The sequence below is a fragment of the Streptomyces albipurpureus genome (genome assembly GCF_023701525.1).
GTDB lineage: Bacteria > Actinomycetota > Actinomycetes > Streptomycetales > Streptomycetaceae > Streptomyces > Streptomyces albipurpureus.
In genome coordinates this window covers 120,887-137,974 of sequence record NZ_JAMQAW010000024.1, presented here as the reverse complement: position 1 = coordinate 137,974, position 17,088 = coordinate 120,887, and the positions used below count along the sequence as shown (strand labels likewise).

Annotated in this window: 11 protein-coding genes; 7 read left to right on the top strand and 4 right to left on the bottom strand. The window is 68.4% G+C overall.

Translation table 11 applies throughout. The features are described 5' to 3' along the window. Positions 1-119: 119 nt before the first annotated feature. Entirely contained in the window at positions 120-1,388 is a 1,269-nt protein-coding gene (locus tag NBG84_RS19040; protein WP_250920697.1) for a site-2 protease family protein, read from the bottom strand. A gap of 124 nt (positions 1,389-1,512) precedes the next feature. Here NBG84_RS19040 and NBG84_RS19035 point away from each other — a divergent pair, with 124 nt between their 5' ends. Beyond that, complete coding sequence (locus tag NBG84_RS19035) at positions 1,513-2,397, top strand: RecB family exonuclease (protein WP_250920696.1); 885 nt, start codon at positions 1,513-1,515, stop codon at positions 2,395-2,397. A 10-nt stretch (positions 2,398-2,407) separates the two neighbouring features. After that, a complete protein-coding gene (locus tag NBG84_RS19030; RefSeq protein ID WP_250920695.1) occupies positions 2,408-3,079 on the top strand; it encodes a response regulator in 672 nt (223 codons plus the stop codon). Between the two features lie 121 nt (positions 3,080-3,200). On the opposite strand, the gene NBG84_RS19025 is transcribed toward NBG84_RS19030, so the two are convergent. From NBG84_RS19025 to metH, 3 genes are all read right to left on the bottom strand, one after another. Next, positions 3,201-4,799, bottom strand: a complete 1,599-nt coding sequence (locus NBG84_RS19025) for an ABC transporter substrate-binding protein (protein WP_250920694.1) — start codon at positions 4,797-4,799, stop codon at positions 3,201-3,203. Between the two features lie 514 nt (positions 4,800-5,313). Then, a complete protein-coding gene (locus tag NBG84_RS19020; protein ID WP_250920693.1) occupies positions 5,314-6,015 on the bottom strand; it encodes an HAD family hydrolase in 702 nt (233 codons plus the stop codon). A 262-nt stretch (positions 6,016-6,277) separates the two neighbouring features. Beyond that, complete coding sequence (gene metH, locus NBG84_RS19015) at positions 6,278-9,799, bottom strand: methionine synthase (protein WP_250920692.1); 3,522 nt, start codon at positions 9,797-9,799, stop codon at positions 6,278-6,280. 681 nt (positions 9,800-10,480) lie between these two features. Between metH and NBG84_RS19010 the strand changes: the two genes are divergently transcribed. The 5 genes from NBG84_RS19010 to NBG84_RS18990 all read left to right on the top strand — a co-directional run bounded on the left by NBG84_RS19010 (position 10,481) and on the right by NBG84_RS18990 (position 17,044). Next, positions 10,481-11,245: an IclR family transcriptional regulator gene (locus NBG84_RS19010; protein WP_250920691.1), complete on the top strand. Its 765-nt coding sequence runs from the start codon at positions 10,481-10,483 to the stop codon at positions 11,243-11,245. Positions 11,246-11,488: 243 nt separating this feature from the next. Next, positions 11,489-12,271, top strand: a complete 783-nt coding sequence (locus NBG84_RS19005) for an MIP/aquaporin family protein (RefSeq protein WP_250920690.1) — start codon at positions 11,489-11,491, stop codon at positions 12,269-12,271. 92 nt (positions 12,272-12,363) lie between these two features. Further along, positions 12,364-13,911, top strand: a complete 1,548-nt coding sequence (glpK, locus tag NBG84_RS19000) for a glycerol kinase GlpK (RefSeq protein WP_250920689.1) — start codon at positions 12,364-12,366, stop codon at positions 13,909-13,911. Between the two features lie 14 nt (positions 13,912-13,925). Further along, positions 13,926-15,536: a glycerol-3-phosphate dehydrogenase/oxidase gene (locus NBG84_RS18995; protein WP_250920688.1), complete on the top strand. Its 1,611-nt coding sequence runs from the start codon at positions 13,926-13,928 to the stop codon at positions 15,534-15,536. Between the two features lie 368 nt (positions 15,537-15,904). After that, a complete protein-coding gene (locus NBG84_RS18990) occupies positions 15,905-17,044 on the top strand; it encodes a PAC2 family protein (RefSeq protein WP_250920687.1) in 1,140 nt (379 codons plus the stop codon). Positions 17,045-17,088: the final 44 nt, after the last annotated feature.

Below are 17,088 nucleotides of genomic sequence, written 5' to 3'. Positions count from 1 at the left end.
CGGGCACTTGGGAGGCCGGGGACCAGGGCGGCCGCCGTCCGGGATGCGGTGCCCTGGTGCGGGCCGGCCGTGCGGCTGTGCTGGTTCCGGCCGCTGTGAGTGGGGCTGCTCCGGCGGGCTCAGGCTTGTGGGCGGGCCATGGCCGAGACGAAGGCGCGCTCGACGTCGGCGGTGGACAGTACGCCGTAGATCTCACCGGAGTCCTCGATGACCAGGTACTCCGTGGCGGGTGTCGCGCGGAGCCGTTCCAGCAGTGCCTCGCCCGCCAGGTCGGCGGGCAGCCGCATTCCGTCGGTCAGCTCCTGGGCGAGCCCGCTGACGGCGACCCAGGGTCGGCGGTGCTGGGGTACGCCGACGATGGCGCTCTCGCGGACGAGTCCGGTGGGTTCTCCCTGGCCGTCGACGACGACCAGGGCGCGGGCGCCGGCTTCGTTGGCTCGGCGCAGCGCCTCGGAGAGCGGGGTGCTGGATTCGACGGGGACGGCACGTCGGGTGAGGGTGCGGGCTTCCAGCTCGGGCAGGTGCTCGCGCAGTCGGGCCATCCGCAGGCTGTTGCCGGCTCCGGTCCAGATGATCGCGGCGAGGATGGCGGCGAGCAGGGCGTCGGTGACGGTCTCCATGCCACCGATGTCCTGGGCGGGGCTGCCGAGGGCGCCGGTGTGGGTGAGCAGGGGGAGGCCGATCAGTACGGCGACGGCGAGCGCGCGGCCGACCCAGGCCGCGGCGATGGTTCCGCTCATGGGCTTGCCGGTGATCTTCCAGACGATGGCGCGCAGCATTCGGCCGCCGTCCAGGGGAAGCCCCGGCAGCAGGTTGAAGGCGGCGACGATCAGGTTGGAGATCATCAGTCCGGCGAGGAGGACTCCGGGCACGGTGCCGGGTTCGACGGCCTGCATGCCCAGGTAGAAGACACCGGCGAGGACGAGGGAGAGGAGGGGGCCGACGAAGGCGAGGATGAATTCGCGGCCGGGGGTCTCGGACTCCTTCTCGATCTCGGATACGCCGCCGAAGAACTGGAGCTGGATGCGGCGGACGGGGAGCTTGAAGCGGAGCGCGGCGATGGTGTGTGCCAGCTCGTGGACGAGTACGGAGGCGTAGAAGGCGACGGCGAAGAAGAGGGAGACGAGGTAGCGGATGCCGCCGAGGTCGGGCAGGACGCGGTCGAGCTGGCCGCCGAAGACCCAGGTGATGAGGGCGGCGACGAGGAACCAGCTGGGGGCGACGTAGACGGGCACGCCGAACGGGCGGCCCATGAGGATGCCGCCTCCGGGGCCCTCGCGACCCTGGGGGCGCCGCGGCTTGCCGTTCGGGGGGGTGCCCTGGGGGGCTGGGCCCTCCGTACCGGTCTGTGCTCGCTCGCGCTCGCCTCTGGTGTCGTCCTCGTTCACGGGTTCCCTTCGTCTTTGGGGCGCTGTCTGTGCGCCGGCCCATCCCTTCGATCATGCAGTGCGGGGGGCTCTGACGTCGATGGTATTGCGCTCGCTGTCAGTGGCGGGCCGTAGGGTCTGCGTCATGAGTACAAGCCAGGAGCCCTCGCCGGCTGGACCGCCTAGGTCGCTGTCGCCTTCGCGCGCGAGCGATTTCATGCAGTGTCCCCTGCTGTACCGGTTCCGGGTGATCGACCGGCTGCCGGAGAAGCCGAGCGAGGCGGCGACCCGGGGCACGCTGGTCCATGCGGTGCTGGAGCGGCTTTTCGACGCTCCGGCTGGCGAGCGTACGCCGCCGCGGGCGAAGTCGCTGATTCCGGCGCAGTGGGACCGTCTGCTGGAGTCCCGGCCGGAGCTGGGCGGGTTGTTCGAGGGGGATGTGGACGGCGGGCGGTTGGCGCGCTGGCTGGGTGAGGCGGAGGCGCTGGTGGAGCGCTGGTTCTCGTTGGAGGACCCGACCCGGCTTGAGCCCGCCGAGCGGGAGATGTTCGTGGAGACGGAGCTGGAGTCGGGGCTGCGGTTGCGCGGAGTGATCGACCGGGTGGATGTGGCGCCGACGGGTGAGGTGCGGATCGTCGACTACAAGACGGGGAAGGCGCCGCGTCCGGAGTACAGCGAGGGGGCGCTGTTCCAGATGAAGTTCTACGCCCTGGTGGTGTGGCGGCTGCGCGATGTGGTGCCGCGGCGGCTTCAGCTGGTCTATCTGGGCAGCGGTGATGTGTTGACGTATGACCCGGTACCGGCGGATCTGGAGCGGGTGGAGCGGAAGCTGCTGGCGTTGTGGGAGGCGATCCAGCAGGCGACGGAGTCGGGGGATTGGCGGCCGCGGCCGACGAAGCTGTGCGGTTGGTGTGACCATCAGGCGGTGTGTCCTGAATTCGGCGGCACTCCCCCGGTTTATCCGTTGAGCATTTCCCCGGCCGGTCCATCGGAGGATGGTCAGGGCAGAATGGGACTTGACCAAATGTGAGGAGTTCCCCGTGGCCATCCGCGTTCTGCTGGTTGATGACCAGCCGCTGCTGCGTACTGGTTTCCGCATGATCTTGGAGGCCGAGCAGGACATCGCGGTCGTCGGTGAGGCCGGGGACGGTCTCCAGGCTCTCGACCAGGTGCGGGCGCTCCAGCCCGATGTCGTGCTCATGGACATCCGGATGCCCCGTATGGATGGGGTGGAAGCGACCCGGCAGATCACCGGTCCGGGCCGGGATGGTCCGGCCAAGGTGCTGGTGTTGACGACCTTCGATCTCGATGAGTACGTGGTGGAGGCGTTGCGGGCGGGTGCCAGTGGGTTCCTGCTGAAGGACGCGCCCGCCAATGAGTTGGTGCAGGCCATCCGGGTGGTCGCGGCCGGTGAGGCCATGTTGGCGCCGAGCATCACCCGTCGGTTGCTTGACAAGTACGCGGTGCATCTTCCCTCTGGTGAGGAACCGGTCCCCGACATCCTGCACACGCTGACCGACCGCGAGGTGGAGGTGTTGAAGCTGGTGGCGCGGGGGTTGTCCAATGCGGAGGTCGCCGCGGATCTCTTTGTGAGCGAGACAACGGTGAAGACGCATGTGGGGCATGTGCTGACCAAGTTGGGGCTGAGGGATCGGGTCCAGGCCGCGGTCTATGCCTACGAGAGCGGTCTGGTGCGTCCCGGCGCGCAGTGAGGCGGGCGCGGTTCCGGGGCAGCGGATGTGCGCGGCTACGGAGCGGTGCCGTGGCGGCCGCCGCGGGGAGCGGCGGCCAGGCGGATCACCTGGCCGCCGCTCCCCGCGGTGGACGGGGCGTTCACTGCTCGCCGCGGCCGAGTTCCCACAGCTGTAGGTCGGAGCTGCCGTTGAGGAGGCGTTCAACGCCGGTGACGCCGATCCGGGAGGCGACGTACTGCTTCCCCTGCCAGAGCGGGAGGACGGGTACGTCGGTGGCGACGATCTCCTGGAGCCGGGCGAAGGCCGGTGCGGCGGCGGAGCGATCGGCCTGGCGGCGGGATTGCGGGATGAGCTTGCGGGCTTCGGCGCTCACATAGGGCGAGTTGAGGAAGTTGCCCTTCTCCAGGAACGGGGCGATGTAGTTGTCGGGGTCCGGGTAGTCGGGGACCCAGCCGAGGCCGAAGACGGGGTAGTCGCCTCGCTTGTGGGCGGTGCGGAAGGTCGTCCAGTCGGTGCCCTCGACGGTGGCATCGAACAGCTTGGAGGCGTTCAGCTGCTCCTTGAGGATGCCGAACTCCTTGGCGGTGGTGCCGCTGTAGCGGTCCTTGGAGTAGTGGAGGGACAGCTTCACCGGTGTTTTGATGCCTGCCTTCTGAAGGATCTGACGGGCCTTGACCCTGCTGGGCTCGCCGTATTCGTTGTAGAAGGCGTTCTTGTGCGATCCGACGCTGGCGGGGATCAGCGAGTAGAGCGGCTCGGCGGTGGAGGCGTAGACCTGGCCGGCGATCTGGCCGCGGTCCACGAGCGCCGCCATGGCTTGACGCACCGCCTTGTCCTTCACCGCGGGGTGCTCGGTGTTGAAGGCGAGATAGAAGATGGAGAGCCCTTGGAGCTCGGTGAGGGCGATGCCGCCCTTGGGCTTCTCGTGCATTTTCTTGATCTGCTCCGGGGCCAACTCACGGGTGGCGATGTCGATGACACCGTCTTCCAGTGCCTTGCCCATCTCTTTCGCGTCCGGGTAGATCCTCAGCTGCACCTCGCTGTTGTGAAGCCTGACGTCTCCCTGGTAGGAACTGTTCTTCTTGAAGGTGACCCGGGTGACCGCGTCGCCCTTGGCGTGCGCCGTCATGGTGTACGGACCGGAGCCGTCCACCTGGAAGCCGTCGCGGAGCTTTCCGCCCTCGTACTTCTTCTTGCTGACGATGCCGGCCACCGGGGTGGAGAGTTTGTACGGGAAGGTCGCGTCCGGCTCGGCGAGATGGAAGACGATCTGGTGGTCGCCCTTGATGTCCATGGCTTCGATGTTGGCGAGCAGGGCGGCCGCGCCATTGTCGTCATTGATTTTGAGGACGCGCTCAATGGAGTACTTGACGTCCGCCACGGTGAGCGGAGTGCCGTCGGCGAACTTCATTCCACTGCGCAATGTGCAGCGGTACCTCTGGCTGATCTTGTCGGTGAAGGAACATGACGAAGCCGCGTCCGGAACGGGGTCACCGCCCCCTCGCGGTGCGTGCATCAGCGTCTGGACCGTCTGACGCAGCACATTCCACGAGCCGGTGTCATAGGCGTAGGCCGGGTCCAACGGTGCGGCGGCGCCGGCATCAGCGATGAGTTGGTCCGTGGTGCCCACGACAATGGCGTCACCGCCACCAGCCGCGCCCTCGGCCCCGCCGCACGCGACGAGTACGGGCGCGAGCAGGCCGACCACGGCCGGCAGCACCAGAGTCTTACGGTTCATCCTGGACGTTCTCCTCATCCGGCACTGGAATGCACTAGGTACGGGGAGACTTCGCCGCCACCGCCCGGTGAGGCGGTTTCTACCGTTCGAATGAACAGGACGATCGGCCCTGTGTGCACGGCGGTTGTGGCAGCCGCGGGGACGCGTCGGTGGCGCGGCGAAGACTCGCGAAGAGATTAGTCGGCGATACGAGGGGCGCCTGACAGGCCCAAGTTGGGTGTGTATTCGCTGAGTGATCGCTTATGACGGCGACTGGATGGCGATGCCATGGAATGTTTCATGCAGCACTGTGACCAATAGGGACACAAAGACACGTCAGGTATGACCCAGAAGAGACGTGGAACACCCGGAACGAGACCCCCCGGAACGTCCGCAGTGATGAAAGTCACGCCGAAATACAAGGGGAAGGTTCTTGCATAAATGGATTTCCAGCCACGGTAAAAGCCAATTCCCGCCCAAAGGCACTCGGCCCGAGTTTATTGAAGCCGAAATAAACTCGGGCCGAGTCCATCGATCAGTTCACCGGCGGGATGAGTCCCCGAAGAAAGCGGAGATCCACGTCTTCGAGCGAGCGGACCACGGCGCGTCCAACGGCGGGTGCGATCGGAGCCACCGAGGGCACCGCGACGACCCGGCACCCCGCCGCCTCGGCGGAGGCGACACCGGTCGCCGTGTCCTCGATGACAGCGCACCGAGCCGGCTCCGCGCCCAGCCCCTTGGCGGCGAGGAGGTAGGGGTCGGGGTGCGGCTTGGTGCGCGCCACCTCGTCACCGGCGATCGACAGGGCGAAGTTCCCGGGTCCGAGTGATTCCAGCACCCGATCGATGATCCTGCGGTGCGAGGCGGAGACCAGGGCGGTCGGCACCTGATGGGCGGCCAACTCGGCGAGCAGCCGCTCGGCGCCCGGCATCAGTGGCACTCCGCCACCGATCCGCTTCTCAAAGCGATCGTTGAGCAGTACGGTCAGCTCCGGTAGGGCGATATCGGCGCCGGTGACCTCGATCAGATATCCGGCGCTGCGGGTCATCGGCCCACCGACGACCACCTCACGCCAGGCCTCGTCCAGCTCATGGCCGAGGTCCGCGAAAACGTCCCTCTCGGCCTCCCACCAGAAGCCTTCGGTGTCCACGAGGGTGCCGTCCATGTCGAGCAGGACCGCCTGGAGGGCGGAGCTCTCCGCCGACCGGGTCAGGGACGCGGGGACCGTACTGGTCATCGGCACACCTCCGGGAGGGACGAGAAGGCCGGCCGCCTGTCCTCACGGCTTTCCCGCGGGGACAGTCGACCGGCCTGCACTGGACCGACCAGTGTACGGCTCGGGCGGGGAACGCGCCGGTGAACAGCGCCGACAGCGTTCGTCGGGCGCGCCCTGCCCATCACGCGCACTACCCGCCGGTAGCCACGTCCGACCTCGGACGACGAGACTCACCTGGGTCACCCCGGGGCGAGCGGCGGCGCGATGTGCGCCGCCAGGGTGCTCACCGGGCGTTGAAGTACTTCGCCTCTGGGTGGTGGATGACGATGGCGTCCGTGGACTGCTCGGGATGGAGCTGGAACTCCTCGGAGAGCTCGACACCGATCCGCTCCGGCTTCAGCAGCTCGGCGATCTTCGCACGGTCTTCCAGGTCGGGGCAGGCGCCGTAGCCGAGGGAGAAGCGCGCGCCTCGGTACTTCAGCGCGAACATGTCCTCGACGTCCGCCGGGTCCTCCCCGGCGTAACCGAGCTCGGCGCGGACCCGGGCGTGCCAGTACTCGGCGAGGGCCTCGGCGAGCTGGACGGACAGTCCATGCAGTTCGAGGTAGTCGCGGTAGGAGTCGGATGCGAAGAGCTTGGCGGTGGCCTCGCCGATCCTGGAGCCGACGGTGACGACCTGGAGACCGATCACATCGGTCTCCCCGGACTCCTCGGGCCTGAAGAAGTCGGCGAGACAGAGCCTGCGGCCCCGACGCTGACGGGGGAAGGAGAAGCGGGTGCGTTCGGAGCCGTCCTCATTGAGGAGGATCAGATCGTCGCCCTTGGAGACGCAGGGGAAGTAGCCGTAGACCACGGCCGCCTCCAGCATCCCCTGGGTGTGGAGTTGGTCGAGCCAGCCGCGCAGCCGCGGCCGTCCTTCGCTCTCCACCAGTTCCTCGTACGAGGGACCGTCACCGGCCCGGTTCTGCTTGAGGCCCCACTGGCCCTTGAAGAGGGCTCCTTCGTCCAGCCAGGACGCGTACTCCTTCAGCTGGATGCCCTTGATCACCCGGGTGCCCCAGAACGGCGGCTCGGGAATCGGGTTGTCGATGGCGACGTCGGACCGTACGGCGCCCTCCTCGGGGCGCTCCTCGACCATGGTGTTCGCGGTGGCTCGCACTCGGCGCTGCTTGAGTTCGGGCAGGGTGGCGCCGGGAACTCCGCGCTTGACGGCGATCAGGGCGTCCATCAGCCGCAGGCCCTCGAAGGCGTCGCGGGCGTAGCGGACTTCACCCTCGTAGATCTCATGGAGGTCCTGCTCCACATAGGCGCGGGTGAGTGCGGCACCGCCGAGGATGACGGGGTAGTCGGCGGCGAGTTGGCGCTGGTTGAGCTCCTGGAGGTTCTCTTTCATGATCACTGTGGACTTGACCAGCAGCCCTGACATCCCGATCACATCGGCGCGGTGTTCCTCGGCGGCCTCAAGAATCGCCGAGACCGGCTGTTTGATGCCCAGATTGACCACGTTGTAGCCGTTGTTGGAGAGGATGATGTCGACGAGGTTCTTGCCGATGTCATGGACGTCACCACGGACGGTGGCGAGCACGATGGTGCCCTTGCCCTCGGCGTCCGACTTCTCCATGTGCGGTTCCAGATAGGCGACGGCGTTCTTCATCACCTCGGCGGACTGCAGCACGAACGGCAACTGCATCTGGCCGGAGCCGAAGAGCTCGCCGACGACCTTCATCCCCTCCAGGAGGGTGTCGTTGACGATCTCCAGCGCGGGGCGGTCCTGGAGCGCTTCGGCGAGATCGGTTTCGAGACCGTTCTTCTCACCGTCGATGATCCGCCGCTGCAGCCGCTCATCCAACGGCAGCGCCAGCAGCTCCTCGGCCCTGCCCGCCTTCAGGGACTTGGTGTTGACGCCCTCGAAGAGCGCCATCAGCTTCTGGAGCGGGTCGTACCCCTCGGCGCGGCGGTCGTAGATCAGGTCAAGGGCCGTGGTGACCTGTTCGTCGTCGAAGCGCGCGATGGGCAGGATCTTGCTCGCGTGGACGATGGCCGAGTCCAGTCCGGCCTTGACGCATTCATCGAGGAAGACGGAGTTCAGCAGTACGCGAGCGGCCGGGTTGAGGCCGAAGGAGATGTTCGACAGACCGAGGGTGGTCTGCACGTCGGGGTGTCGGCGCTTCAGCTCCCGGATGGCCTCGATGGTGTGGATGCCGTCCTTGCGGGACTCCTCCTGACCGGTGCAGATGGTGAAGGTCAGGGTGTCGATGAGGATGTCCGACTCGTGGATGCCCCAGTTTCCGGTGAGGTCGGCGATCAGCCGCTGGGCGATGGCGACCTTGTGCTCGACGCTACGGGCCTGGCCCTCCTCGTCGATGGTGAGGGCGATCAGCGCGGCGCCGTGCTCCTGTGCCAGCCGGGTGACCTTGGCGAAGCGGGAGTCGGGGCCGTCGCCGTCCTCGTAGTTGACCGAGTTGATGACGGCCCGGCCGCCGAGCTTCTCCAGTCCGGCGCGGATGACCTCGACCTCGGTCGAGTCGAGCACGATCGGGAGGGTGGAGGCGGTGGCGAAGCGGCCGGCGAGTTCCTCCATATCGGCCACCCCGTCGCGACCGACGTAGTCCACACAGAGATCGAGCATATGGGCGCCCTCGCGGATCTGGTCCCGGACCATCTCCACGCAGTCGTCCCAGCGGGCCTCCAGCATGGCGTCGCGGAACTTCTTCGACCCGTTGGCGTTGGTCCGCTCCCCGATCGCCATGTACGCGGTGTCCTGGCGGAAGGTGACCGTCTGGTAGAGGGAGGCGGCGCCGGGCTCCGGACGCGGGTCCCGGACGGACGGGGTCAGCGAGCGGACCCGCTCGACGACCTGGCGCAGATGTTCCGGGGTCGTACCGCAGCAGCCGCCGACCAGGGACAGTCCGTACTCACGGACGAAGGTCTCCTGGGCATCGGCCAGCTCGGGCGCGGTCAGCGGGTAGTGGGCACCGTTCTTACCGAGTACGGGCAGTCCGGCGTTGGGCATGCAGGCAAGCGGGATGCGCGAGTGGCGGGCGAGGTAGCGCAGATGCTCGCTCATCTCGGCGGGGCCGGTGGCGCAGTTCAGACCGATCATGTCGATGCCCAGCGGCTCCAGTGCGGTCAACGCCGCACCGATCTCGGAGCCGAGCAGCATGGTCCCGGTGGTCTCGACGGTGACCGAGCAGATCAGCGGCAGATCGAGGCCGGAGATCTCCAGGGCCCGGCGTGCGCCGATGATGGCGGCCTTGGTCTGGAGGAGGTCCTGGGTGGTCTCGACGAGCAGGGCGTCCGCACCACCAGCGATCATGCCCTCGGCGTTCTGCTGGTAGGCGTCGCGCAGCAGGGTGTACGGGGCGTGGCCCAGGGTGGGGAGTTTGGTGCCGGGGCCCATGGAGCCGAGGACCCAGCGCTGTTGGCCGGTGGCCGCGGTGAACTCGTCGGCGACCTCACGGGCGATGCGGGCGCCGGACTCGGAGAGCTCGTAGACCCGCTCGGGAATGTCGTACTCGGCGAGGGCCGCGTAGTTGGTGCCGAAGGTGTTGGTCTCGACGCAGTCGACGCCGACACTGAAGTACTCCGCGTGAACGGACCGCACGATGTCCGGGCGGGTGACGTTCAGGATCTCATTGCAGCCTTCGAGGTCTTGGAAGTCCTCAAGTGTGGGGTCCTGAGCCTGGAGCATGGTGCCCATCGCCCCGTCGGCGACGACGACTCGCGTGGCGAGCGCCTCACGCAGGGCCGCGATACGGGTCCGGCTGTCGGCGGTGGGTACGGAAGGGCTCGGCGACGAGGCCATGGATGGGCTCCCTGGGATGCGACGGCTGTCGGCTTTGCGTCCTCGGCGGAGGGCGCACGGAGCCAGAATAGCCGGGTGGGCGCGCTGAGGGGTGGCCCGTCCCACGGGACGGACTGCGCGCCGTGGCCGCGCGGAGGGTCTCCCTGGGCCCGGCTCTCCACGGGACGGGCCCAGGGGCGCCTCCACGATGCCCCTCCGTCCCTCTCCCCTACCTCTGCCCCTGTCTCCCTCTGCCGCCCGCTCCGCCAGCCCCTTCCGCTCCCTCCGGTCCCTTCCGGCTGCCTCTTGCTCCCTTTGACCTTGCGCTTCCCGCACTGCTTCGCGTGGGGAATCCAAGCTCAGCTGTTTGCCGGCCCCTCCTTCTCCCTCTCCCTCTTCGCTCAGATCTCCTCCTCCCCCTCCCCCTCCCCCTCCCCCTCCCCCTCGTCCCCCGGACCCCCGGCCCCCCGCACTCACTCGGACTGGCCTCTGGCCGTACCCCGTGCTCGTGCCTGGTTCAGTGCGCTGCCGTAAGGGGCGGACAGCCTCCGTCCGCTCCTAGCCCAGGGGCCCCGGGTTCCCGCGGTGGTTCTTCCGGTTCCCACCGGCCTGGGGACCGCGAGATACTCACCAAGCAGCAGAAGGTCGACATCGACCACCAGCGTTCAGCATTGCCGAACAGCAGTTGAAAGGGCCGATTCGATGGCGAAGAGCATCCAGTCGCTGGAACGGGCGGCTGCCATGCTGCGGCTACTCGCGGGTGGAGAGCGCCGACTAGGCCTTTCGGACATCGCCTCGACCTTGGATTTGGCCAAAGGCACGGCCCACGGCATTCTGCGCACGCTGCAAGCGGAGGGTTTTGTCGAACAGGACCCCGCATCCGGTCGCTACCAGCTCGGCGCCGAGCTGCTGCGGCTGGGCAACAGCTATCTGGACGTGCACGAACTGCGCGCCCGCGCCCTCGTCTGGGCGGACGACCTGGCCCGTTCCAGCGGGGAGAGCGTCCATCTGGGCGTACTGCACCAGCACGGCGTGCTCATCGTCCACCATGTCTTCCGACCCGACGACAGCCGGCAGGTCCTGGAGGTGGGCGCGATGCAGCCGCTGCACTCCACGGCCCTGGGCAAGGTACTGGCCGCCTTCGACCCGGTCGCGCACAGCGAGGCGGTCGAGGCCGTGCGGGAGTCCTTCACACCGCGGACGGTGACCGACCTGGCCGAGTTCGAGTCGGTGCTGGACCACACCAGGGCCCGCGGCTGGGCGGCCGATGTAGAGGAGACCTGGGAGGGCGTGGCGGCGGTGGCCGCGCCGATCCACGACCGGCGCCGGATGCCGGTGGGCGCGGTCGCCATCACGGGTGCGGTGGAGCGGGTCTGCTCGGACCAAGAAGTGAGGTCCGAGCTGGTCGCAGCGGTACGGCAGTGCGCTCGGGCGGTCTCGCGCGACCTCGGCGCCGGGCGGTTCTGACCACTTGGGCGCATCATCAGTAGCGATCCGGTTTTTTGGGCAAACGACCAGATGCCGACCCTTCGCGGCGGGTTGACCAGAGAAGGACCCGCCGACTATCGGTCGGCATTGCCGAACACCTATCGGCCATTCGCGTTAGAGTGTGGCAGCGTCAACGGCCGGAACGCCCTCACCTGAGGGCACGGACCACCGGCGTGGCCCGGGGTTCGTCTTCCCCTGTGGACGAAGGACAAGGGAGTCGCGGTGACCAACTCCGACATCTTCATCGGCGAGACGATCGGAACAGCCGTTCTGATCCTCCTCGGCGGCGGCGTCGTCGCCGCCATCACCCTCAAGAATTCCAAGGCCCGCGGAGCGGGCTGGCTGGCCATCACCTTCGGGTGGGGCTTCGGTGTCCTCACCGCCGTGTATGTGGCGAGCCCGCTCTCCGGCGCGCATCTCAACCCCGCCGTCACCCTCGGGATCGCCATCATCAACGGGGGCTGGGACAAGGTCCCCATCTATCTGGCCGGTCAGCTGCTCGGCGCGATGATCGGCGCGACGCTGATGATCATCGCGTACTACGGACAGTTCAGGTCACACCTGACCGACCGGGAGGTCATCGGCGACCCGGCGGACCTGCCCATCGAGGGTGGTCACACCGGCAAGCCCGGTCCGGTCCTGGGCATCTTCTCCACCGGCCCGGAGATCCGTGTCATCTGGCAGAACCTCGCCACCGAGATCATCGGCACCGCGGTCCTGGTCCTCGCGGTGCTCACCCAAGGACTCAACGCCGCCGGCGATGGACTGGGCACGCTCGGTGGACTGATCACCGCCCTCGTCGTCGTCGGCATCGGTCTCTCCCTCGGTGGCCCGACCGGCTACGCCATCAACCCGGCTCGTGACCTGGGCCCCCGCATCATCCACGCCCTGATGCCGCTGCCGAACAAGGGCGGCTCCGACTGGGGCTACGCATGGATTCCCATCGTCGGCCCGCTGGCTGGCGGAGCACTCGCCGCGGGTCTCTACGACCTCGCGTTCGCCTAGACCGTGCCCGTACGCCGTACGTCGAACCGTGAGCCCGTACGCCGTACGGGTGGAGTCACCGCCGTATCCCATCGAAACAGCAGGAGCATCCCGTGACTGACGCACCTCACACCGGCGCCGCCTCGCATGGGCATGGCCCGTTCATCGCGGCAATCGATCAGGGCACCACCTCCAGCCGCTGCATCGTCTTCGACAAGGACGGTCGGATCGTCTCCGTCGACCAGAAGGAACACGAGCAGATCCTCCCCAAGCCCGGTTGGGTGGAGCACAACGCCAACGAGATCTGGACCAACGTCCAGGAGGTCGTCGCCAGCGCCATCGAGAAGGCGGGCATCACCTCGGCCGACGTGAAGGCGATCGGCATCACCAACCAGCGCGAGACCACCCTGCTGTGGGACAAGAACACCGGGGAGCCCGTCCACAACGCCATCGTCTGGCAGGACACCCGCACCGACGCGCTCTGCCGGGAGCTCGGTCGCAACGTCGGCCAGGACCGCTTCCGCCGCGAGACCGGGCTGCCGCTCGCCAGCTACTTCGCCGGCCCCAAGGCGCGCTGGCTGCTCGACAACGTCGAGGGCCTGCGGGAACGCGCGGAGCGCGGCGAGATCCTCTTCGGCACCATGGACTCCTGGGTCATCTGGAATCTGACCGGTGGCGTTGACGGCGGTGTCCATGTCACCGATGTCACCAATGCCTCGCGCACCATGCTGATGAACCTGCACACCATGGCGTGGGACAAGAAGATCCTCGCCTCCATGCACGTACCGGCCGCGATCCTGCCCGAGATCCGCTCGTCCGCCGAGGTGTACGGCATCGCCAAGGGCGGCGTACTCGACGGTATTCCGGTCGCCTCCGCGCTCGGCGACCAGCAGGCGGCCCTCTTCGGGCAGACGTGCTTCGCCAAGGGCGAGGCCAAATCCACCTACGGCACCGGCACCTTCATGCTGATCAACACCGGTCACACACCCGTGAACTCGTACAACGGACTGCTGACGACGGTGGGCTACCGCATCGGCGAGGAGCGCGCCGTCTACGCCCTGGAAGGTTCGATCGCCGTCACCGGCTCGCTGGTGCAGTGGATGCGCGACCAGATGGGCCTGATCTCCTCGGCGCCCGAGATCGAGACCCTCGCCCTGACGGTGGAGGACAACGGCGGCGCCTATGTCGTGCCCGCCTTCTCCGGGCTCTTCGCGCCGTACTGGCGCCCCGACGCCCGCGGCGTGATCGCCGGTCTCACCCGCTATGTCACCAAGGCGCATATCGCCCGTGCCGTGCTGGAGGCCACCGCCTGGCAGACCCGTGAGATCAGCGACGCGATGACCAAGGACTCCGGGGTGGAACTGACCACCCTGAAGGTCGACGGCGGTATGACCTCCAACAATCTGCTGATGCAGACCCTCTCGGACTTCCTGGACGCGCCGGTCGTGCGCCCGATGGTCGCCGAGACAACCTGCCTCGGCGCGGCGTACGCCGCCGGTCTGGCCGTCGGTTTCTGGCCGGACACCGACGCGCTGCGCGCCAACTGGCGCCGGGCCGCGGAATGGACCCCTCGCATGGACGCCGACAAGCGCGAGCGCGAGTACAAGAGCTGGCTCAAGGCCGTACAGCGGACCATGGGCTGGCTCGAAGAGGAAGACTGACAGGAGCAATGGACATGACCACCCTGCATGGCGTTCCGGCCCTTGGGACGCATCCGGTATCCGGCTCTCTCCCGAGCCGGGCCGAGACCCGGGAGCAGCTCTCCAAAGCCTCGTACGACCTCCTGGTGATCGGCGGCGGCATTCTGGGCATCTCCACCGCCTGGCACGCGGCGCAGTCCGGACTGCGGGTGGCCCTGGTGGACGCCGGCGACTTCGCCGGCGCCACCTCGTCCGCCTCCTCCAAACTGCTGCACGGCGGGTTGCGCTACCTCCAGAGCGGCGCGGTGAAACTGGTGGCCGAGAACCACTTCGAGCGCCGTGCCCTCGCCCGGGATGTCGCTCCCCATCTGGCCAATCCGCTCACCTTCTATCTGCCGGTCTACAAGGGCGGACCGCACGGCGCGGCCAAACTGGGCGCCGGGGTCTTCGCGTACTCGGCGCTCTCCGCGTTCGGCGACGGCGTCGGCCATGTCATCAGCCCGGCCAGGGCTCAGCGCGATGTGCCCGAGTTGCGTACGGAGAACCTGAAGGCCGTCGCGGTCTACGGCGACGACCAGATGAACGACGCGCGGATGGCCCTGATGACGGTCCGCGCGGCCGTCGAGGCGGGGGCGACCGTCCTCAATCACGCGGAGGTCACCGGGCTGCGCTTCACCCGGGGCCGGGTGACGGGCGCGGATCTCAGGGACCGCGCGGACGGTTCGGAGTTCGGGGTGGGCGCCCGGCTGGTGCTCAACGCCACGGGCCCCTGGGTGGACCACCTGCGCCGAATGGAGAACGCGGGCGCCGCACCGTCGATCCGGCTGTCCAAGGGGGCCCATCTGGTCCTGAAGCGCACCTCGCCGTGGAAGGCCGCGCTGGCGACCCCGATCGACAAGTACCGGATCACCTTCGCCCTCCCCTGGGAGGACATGCTGCTGCTCGGCACCACCGACGAGGCGTACGAGGGCGATCCGGGGGATGTCGCCGTCACCGAGCAGGACACCGCCCAGATCCTGGACGAGGCCGCGTTCTCCATCCGGGACCAGCAGCTGTCGCGCGACCTGATCACCTATGCGTTCGCCGGTCTGCGGGTCCTCCCCGGTGGTCCCGGGGACACCTCGCAGGCGAAGCGGGAGACGGTGGTGACCGAGGGCAGTGGCGGAATGCTGTCGGTCGCCGGCGGTAAGTGGACGACTTTCCGCCATATCGGCCGTACGGTGATGAACAAGCTGGCCGCCCTGCCGGGGCAGCCGCTCGCGGAGGACATGGAGCCGATCGCACGGCTGCCGAAGAGGCTGCCGCTGCCGGGGATCGCCAACCCGAACGCGGTCGCGCACCGGTTGATGGCCGATGCCCCGGCACCCGGTCCCCGGATGTCGGCGGACACCGCGCGGCATCTGGCGACGCACTACGGCTCGCTCTCCTTCGACATAGCCAGGCTCGCCAACGACGATGCGGCGCTCGCCGAGCGCATCCACCCCGACGCGCCGGAGATCTGGGCTCAGGTCGTGTACGCGCGGGACCACGAGTGGGCCGAGACGGCGGACGACGTACTGCGCCGGCGTACGACCCTGACCGTGCGGGGCCTGGCATCGGAGGAGATCCGGGCCCGGGTGGAGGGCGTGCTGAACCGGCGGCGCTGAGCCCGGTGGCGGTGGCCGGCGTCCATGGAGCAGCGGGCGCCCGGCATCGCCGCGGAGGCCTTCCATTCCGTGGTGATGGAGGCTGGCGGCGGCGGGGCCCTCCGTGCCCCTCGCCGGGGCCGCTGGCCGCCCCGGGCACCGGGTGCCGGGGCCCGGGCACACCCGGTGGGCACCAGCTCCGCGGGGAAGTGGCCACAGGGTGTCAGCGCCTGATCGACTACAGCGGAAACTCCCTGGGTACAGGTCTCCTGTCCGGTCCCTGCGCATGTCCCGGAAGTTCACTCGCTCGTGCACGAGGGCTGCGGCGGGGCACCTCGTAAGCCGTAAGGTTGGGGCGTACGAGAGGGAACTTCGGAAGGAGGCACTGGGTGATCGAGCTCGAGGGGGTACCCGAGCTGATCGACCCGGTCATGGTGGCCGCGTTCGAGGGCTGGAACGACGCCGGTGACGCCGCCTCCACCGCGGTCGCGCACCTGGACCGGGAGTGGAAGGGCGAGGTGTTCGCGGCGCTGGACGCCGAGGACTACTACGACTTCCAAGTCAACCGGCCCACGGTGTGGCTGGACGGCGGAGTACGGAAGATCACCTGGCCCACGACCCGGCTCTCCGTGGTCCGTGTCGGCGGTGAGAAACCACGTGATCTGGTGCTGGTGCGGGGCATCGAACCGTCCATGCGCTGGCGGTCGTTCTGCAATGAGATCCTCGGCTTCGCCCATGAGTTGGGCGTGGAGATGGTGGTGATCTTGGGCGCGCTGCTCGGGGACACGCCCCACACCCGTCCGGTGCCGGTCAGCGGCATCACGTCCGACCCGGACCTGGCCAGGACCATGGATCTGGAGGAGACGCGCTACGAGGGGCCCACTGGCATCGTTGGCATTCTCCAGGAGGCGTGCACCCACGCCGGTGTCCCCGCGGTGAGCCTGTGGGCCGCGGTGCCGCACTATGTGTCCCAACCTCCCAACCCCAAGGCGACACTCGCGTTGTTGAACCGGTTGGAGGATCTGATCGGTCTGCGCATCCCGCTGGGTGAACTGCCCGAGGACGCGCGGGCGTGGCAGTTGGGTGTCGATCAACTGGCCGCCGAGGACAGCGAGGTGGCGGAGTACGTCCAGACGTTGGAGGAGGCCAGGGACACCGCGGAGTTGCCCGAGGCGACGGGTGAGGCCATCGCCCGCGAGTTCGAGCGGTATCTACGGCGGCGGGACGGCGGTCCGGGCGGTGGCCCGGGGCTCGCCACCGACGGCGGTGACGGCGGGACCTATCTGCGCGATCCTTCGAGCGGGCTGAGCCGACCGTCGCGGCCGTCGCGGACCGAGCCGGAAGCGGAGTCAGTGGCGGACCCGGAAGCCGAGCCACCGGCGGAATCGGCAGCGGATGCCGGGGCCGCAACCGAGGCCGAAGCGTCGGCGGAGAGCCGTGGCGGCGACGAAGGGGTGGACAGCACCAGCCCACGCCCCGAACGGCCGGACGGCGATGGAGCCGCTGGGGAGGACCCACCGCGGCAGTGAGCGGTCCGGGCGATGGCTCGGGACCTGGGATACGAAGGAAGTGG

What these genes read in the sequence shown, in the direction of transcription:
- NBG84_RS19020 (WP_250920693.1), bottom strand. Translation starts at nt 6,015, where the DNA reads ATGACCAGTACGGTCCCCGCGTCCCTGACCCGGTCGGCGGAGAGCTCC.
- metH (WP_250920692.1), bottom strand. Translation starts at nt 9,799, where the DNA reads ATGGCCTCGTCGCCGAGCCCTTCCGTACCCACCGCCGACAGCCGGACC.
- NBG84_RS19035 (WP_250920696.1), top strand. Translation starts at nt 1,513, where the DNA reads ATGAGTACAAGCCAGGAGCCCTCGCCGGCTGGACCGCCTAGGTCGCTG.
- NBG84_RS18995 (WP_250920688.1), top strand. Translation starts at nt 13,926, where the DNA reads ATGACCACCCTGCATGGCGTTCCGGCCCTTGGGACGCATCCGGTATCC.
- NBG84_RS19010 (WP_250920691.1), top strand. Translation starts at nt 10,481, where the DNA reads ATGGCGAAGAGCATCCAGTCGCTGGAACGGGCGGCTGCCATGCTGCGG.
- NBG84_RS19025 (WP_250920694.1), bottom strand. Translation starts at nt 4,799, where the DNA reads ATGAACCGTAAGACTCTGGTGCTGCCGGCCGTGGTCGGCCTGCTCGCG.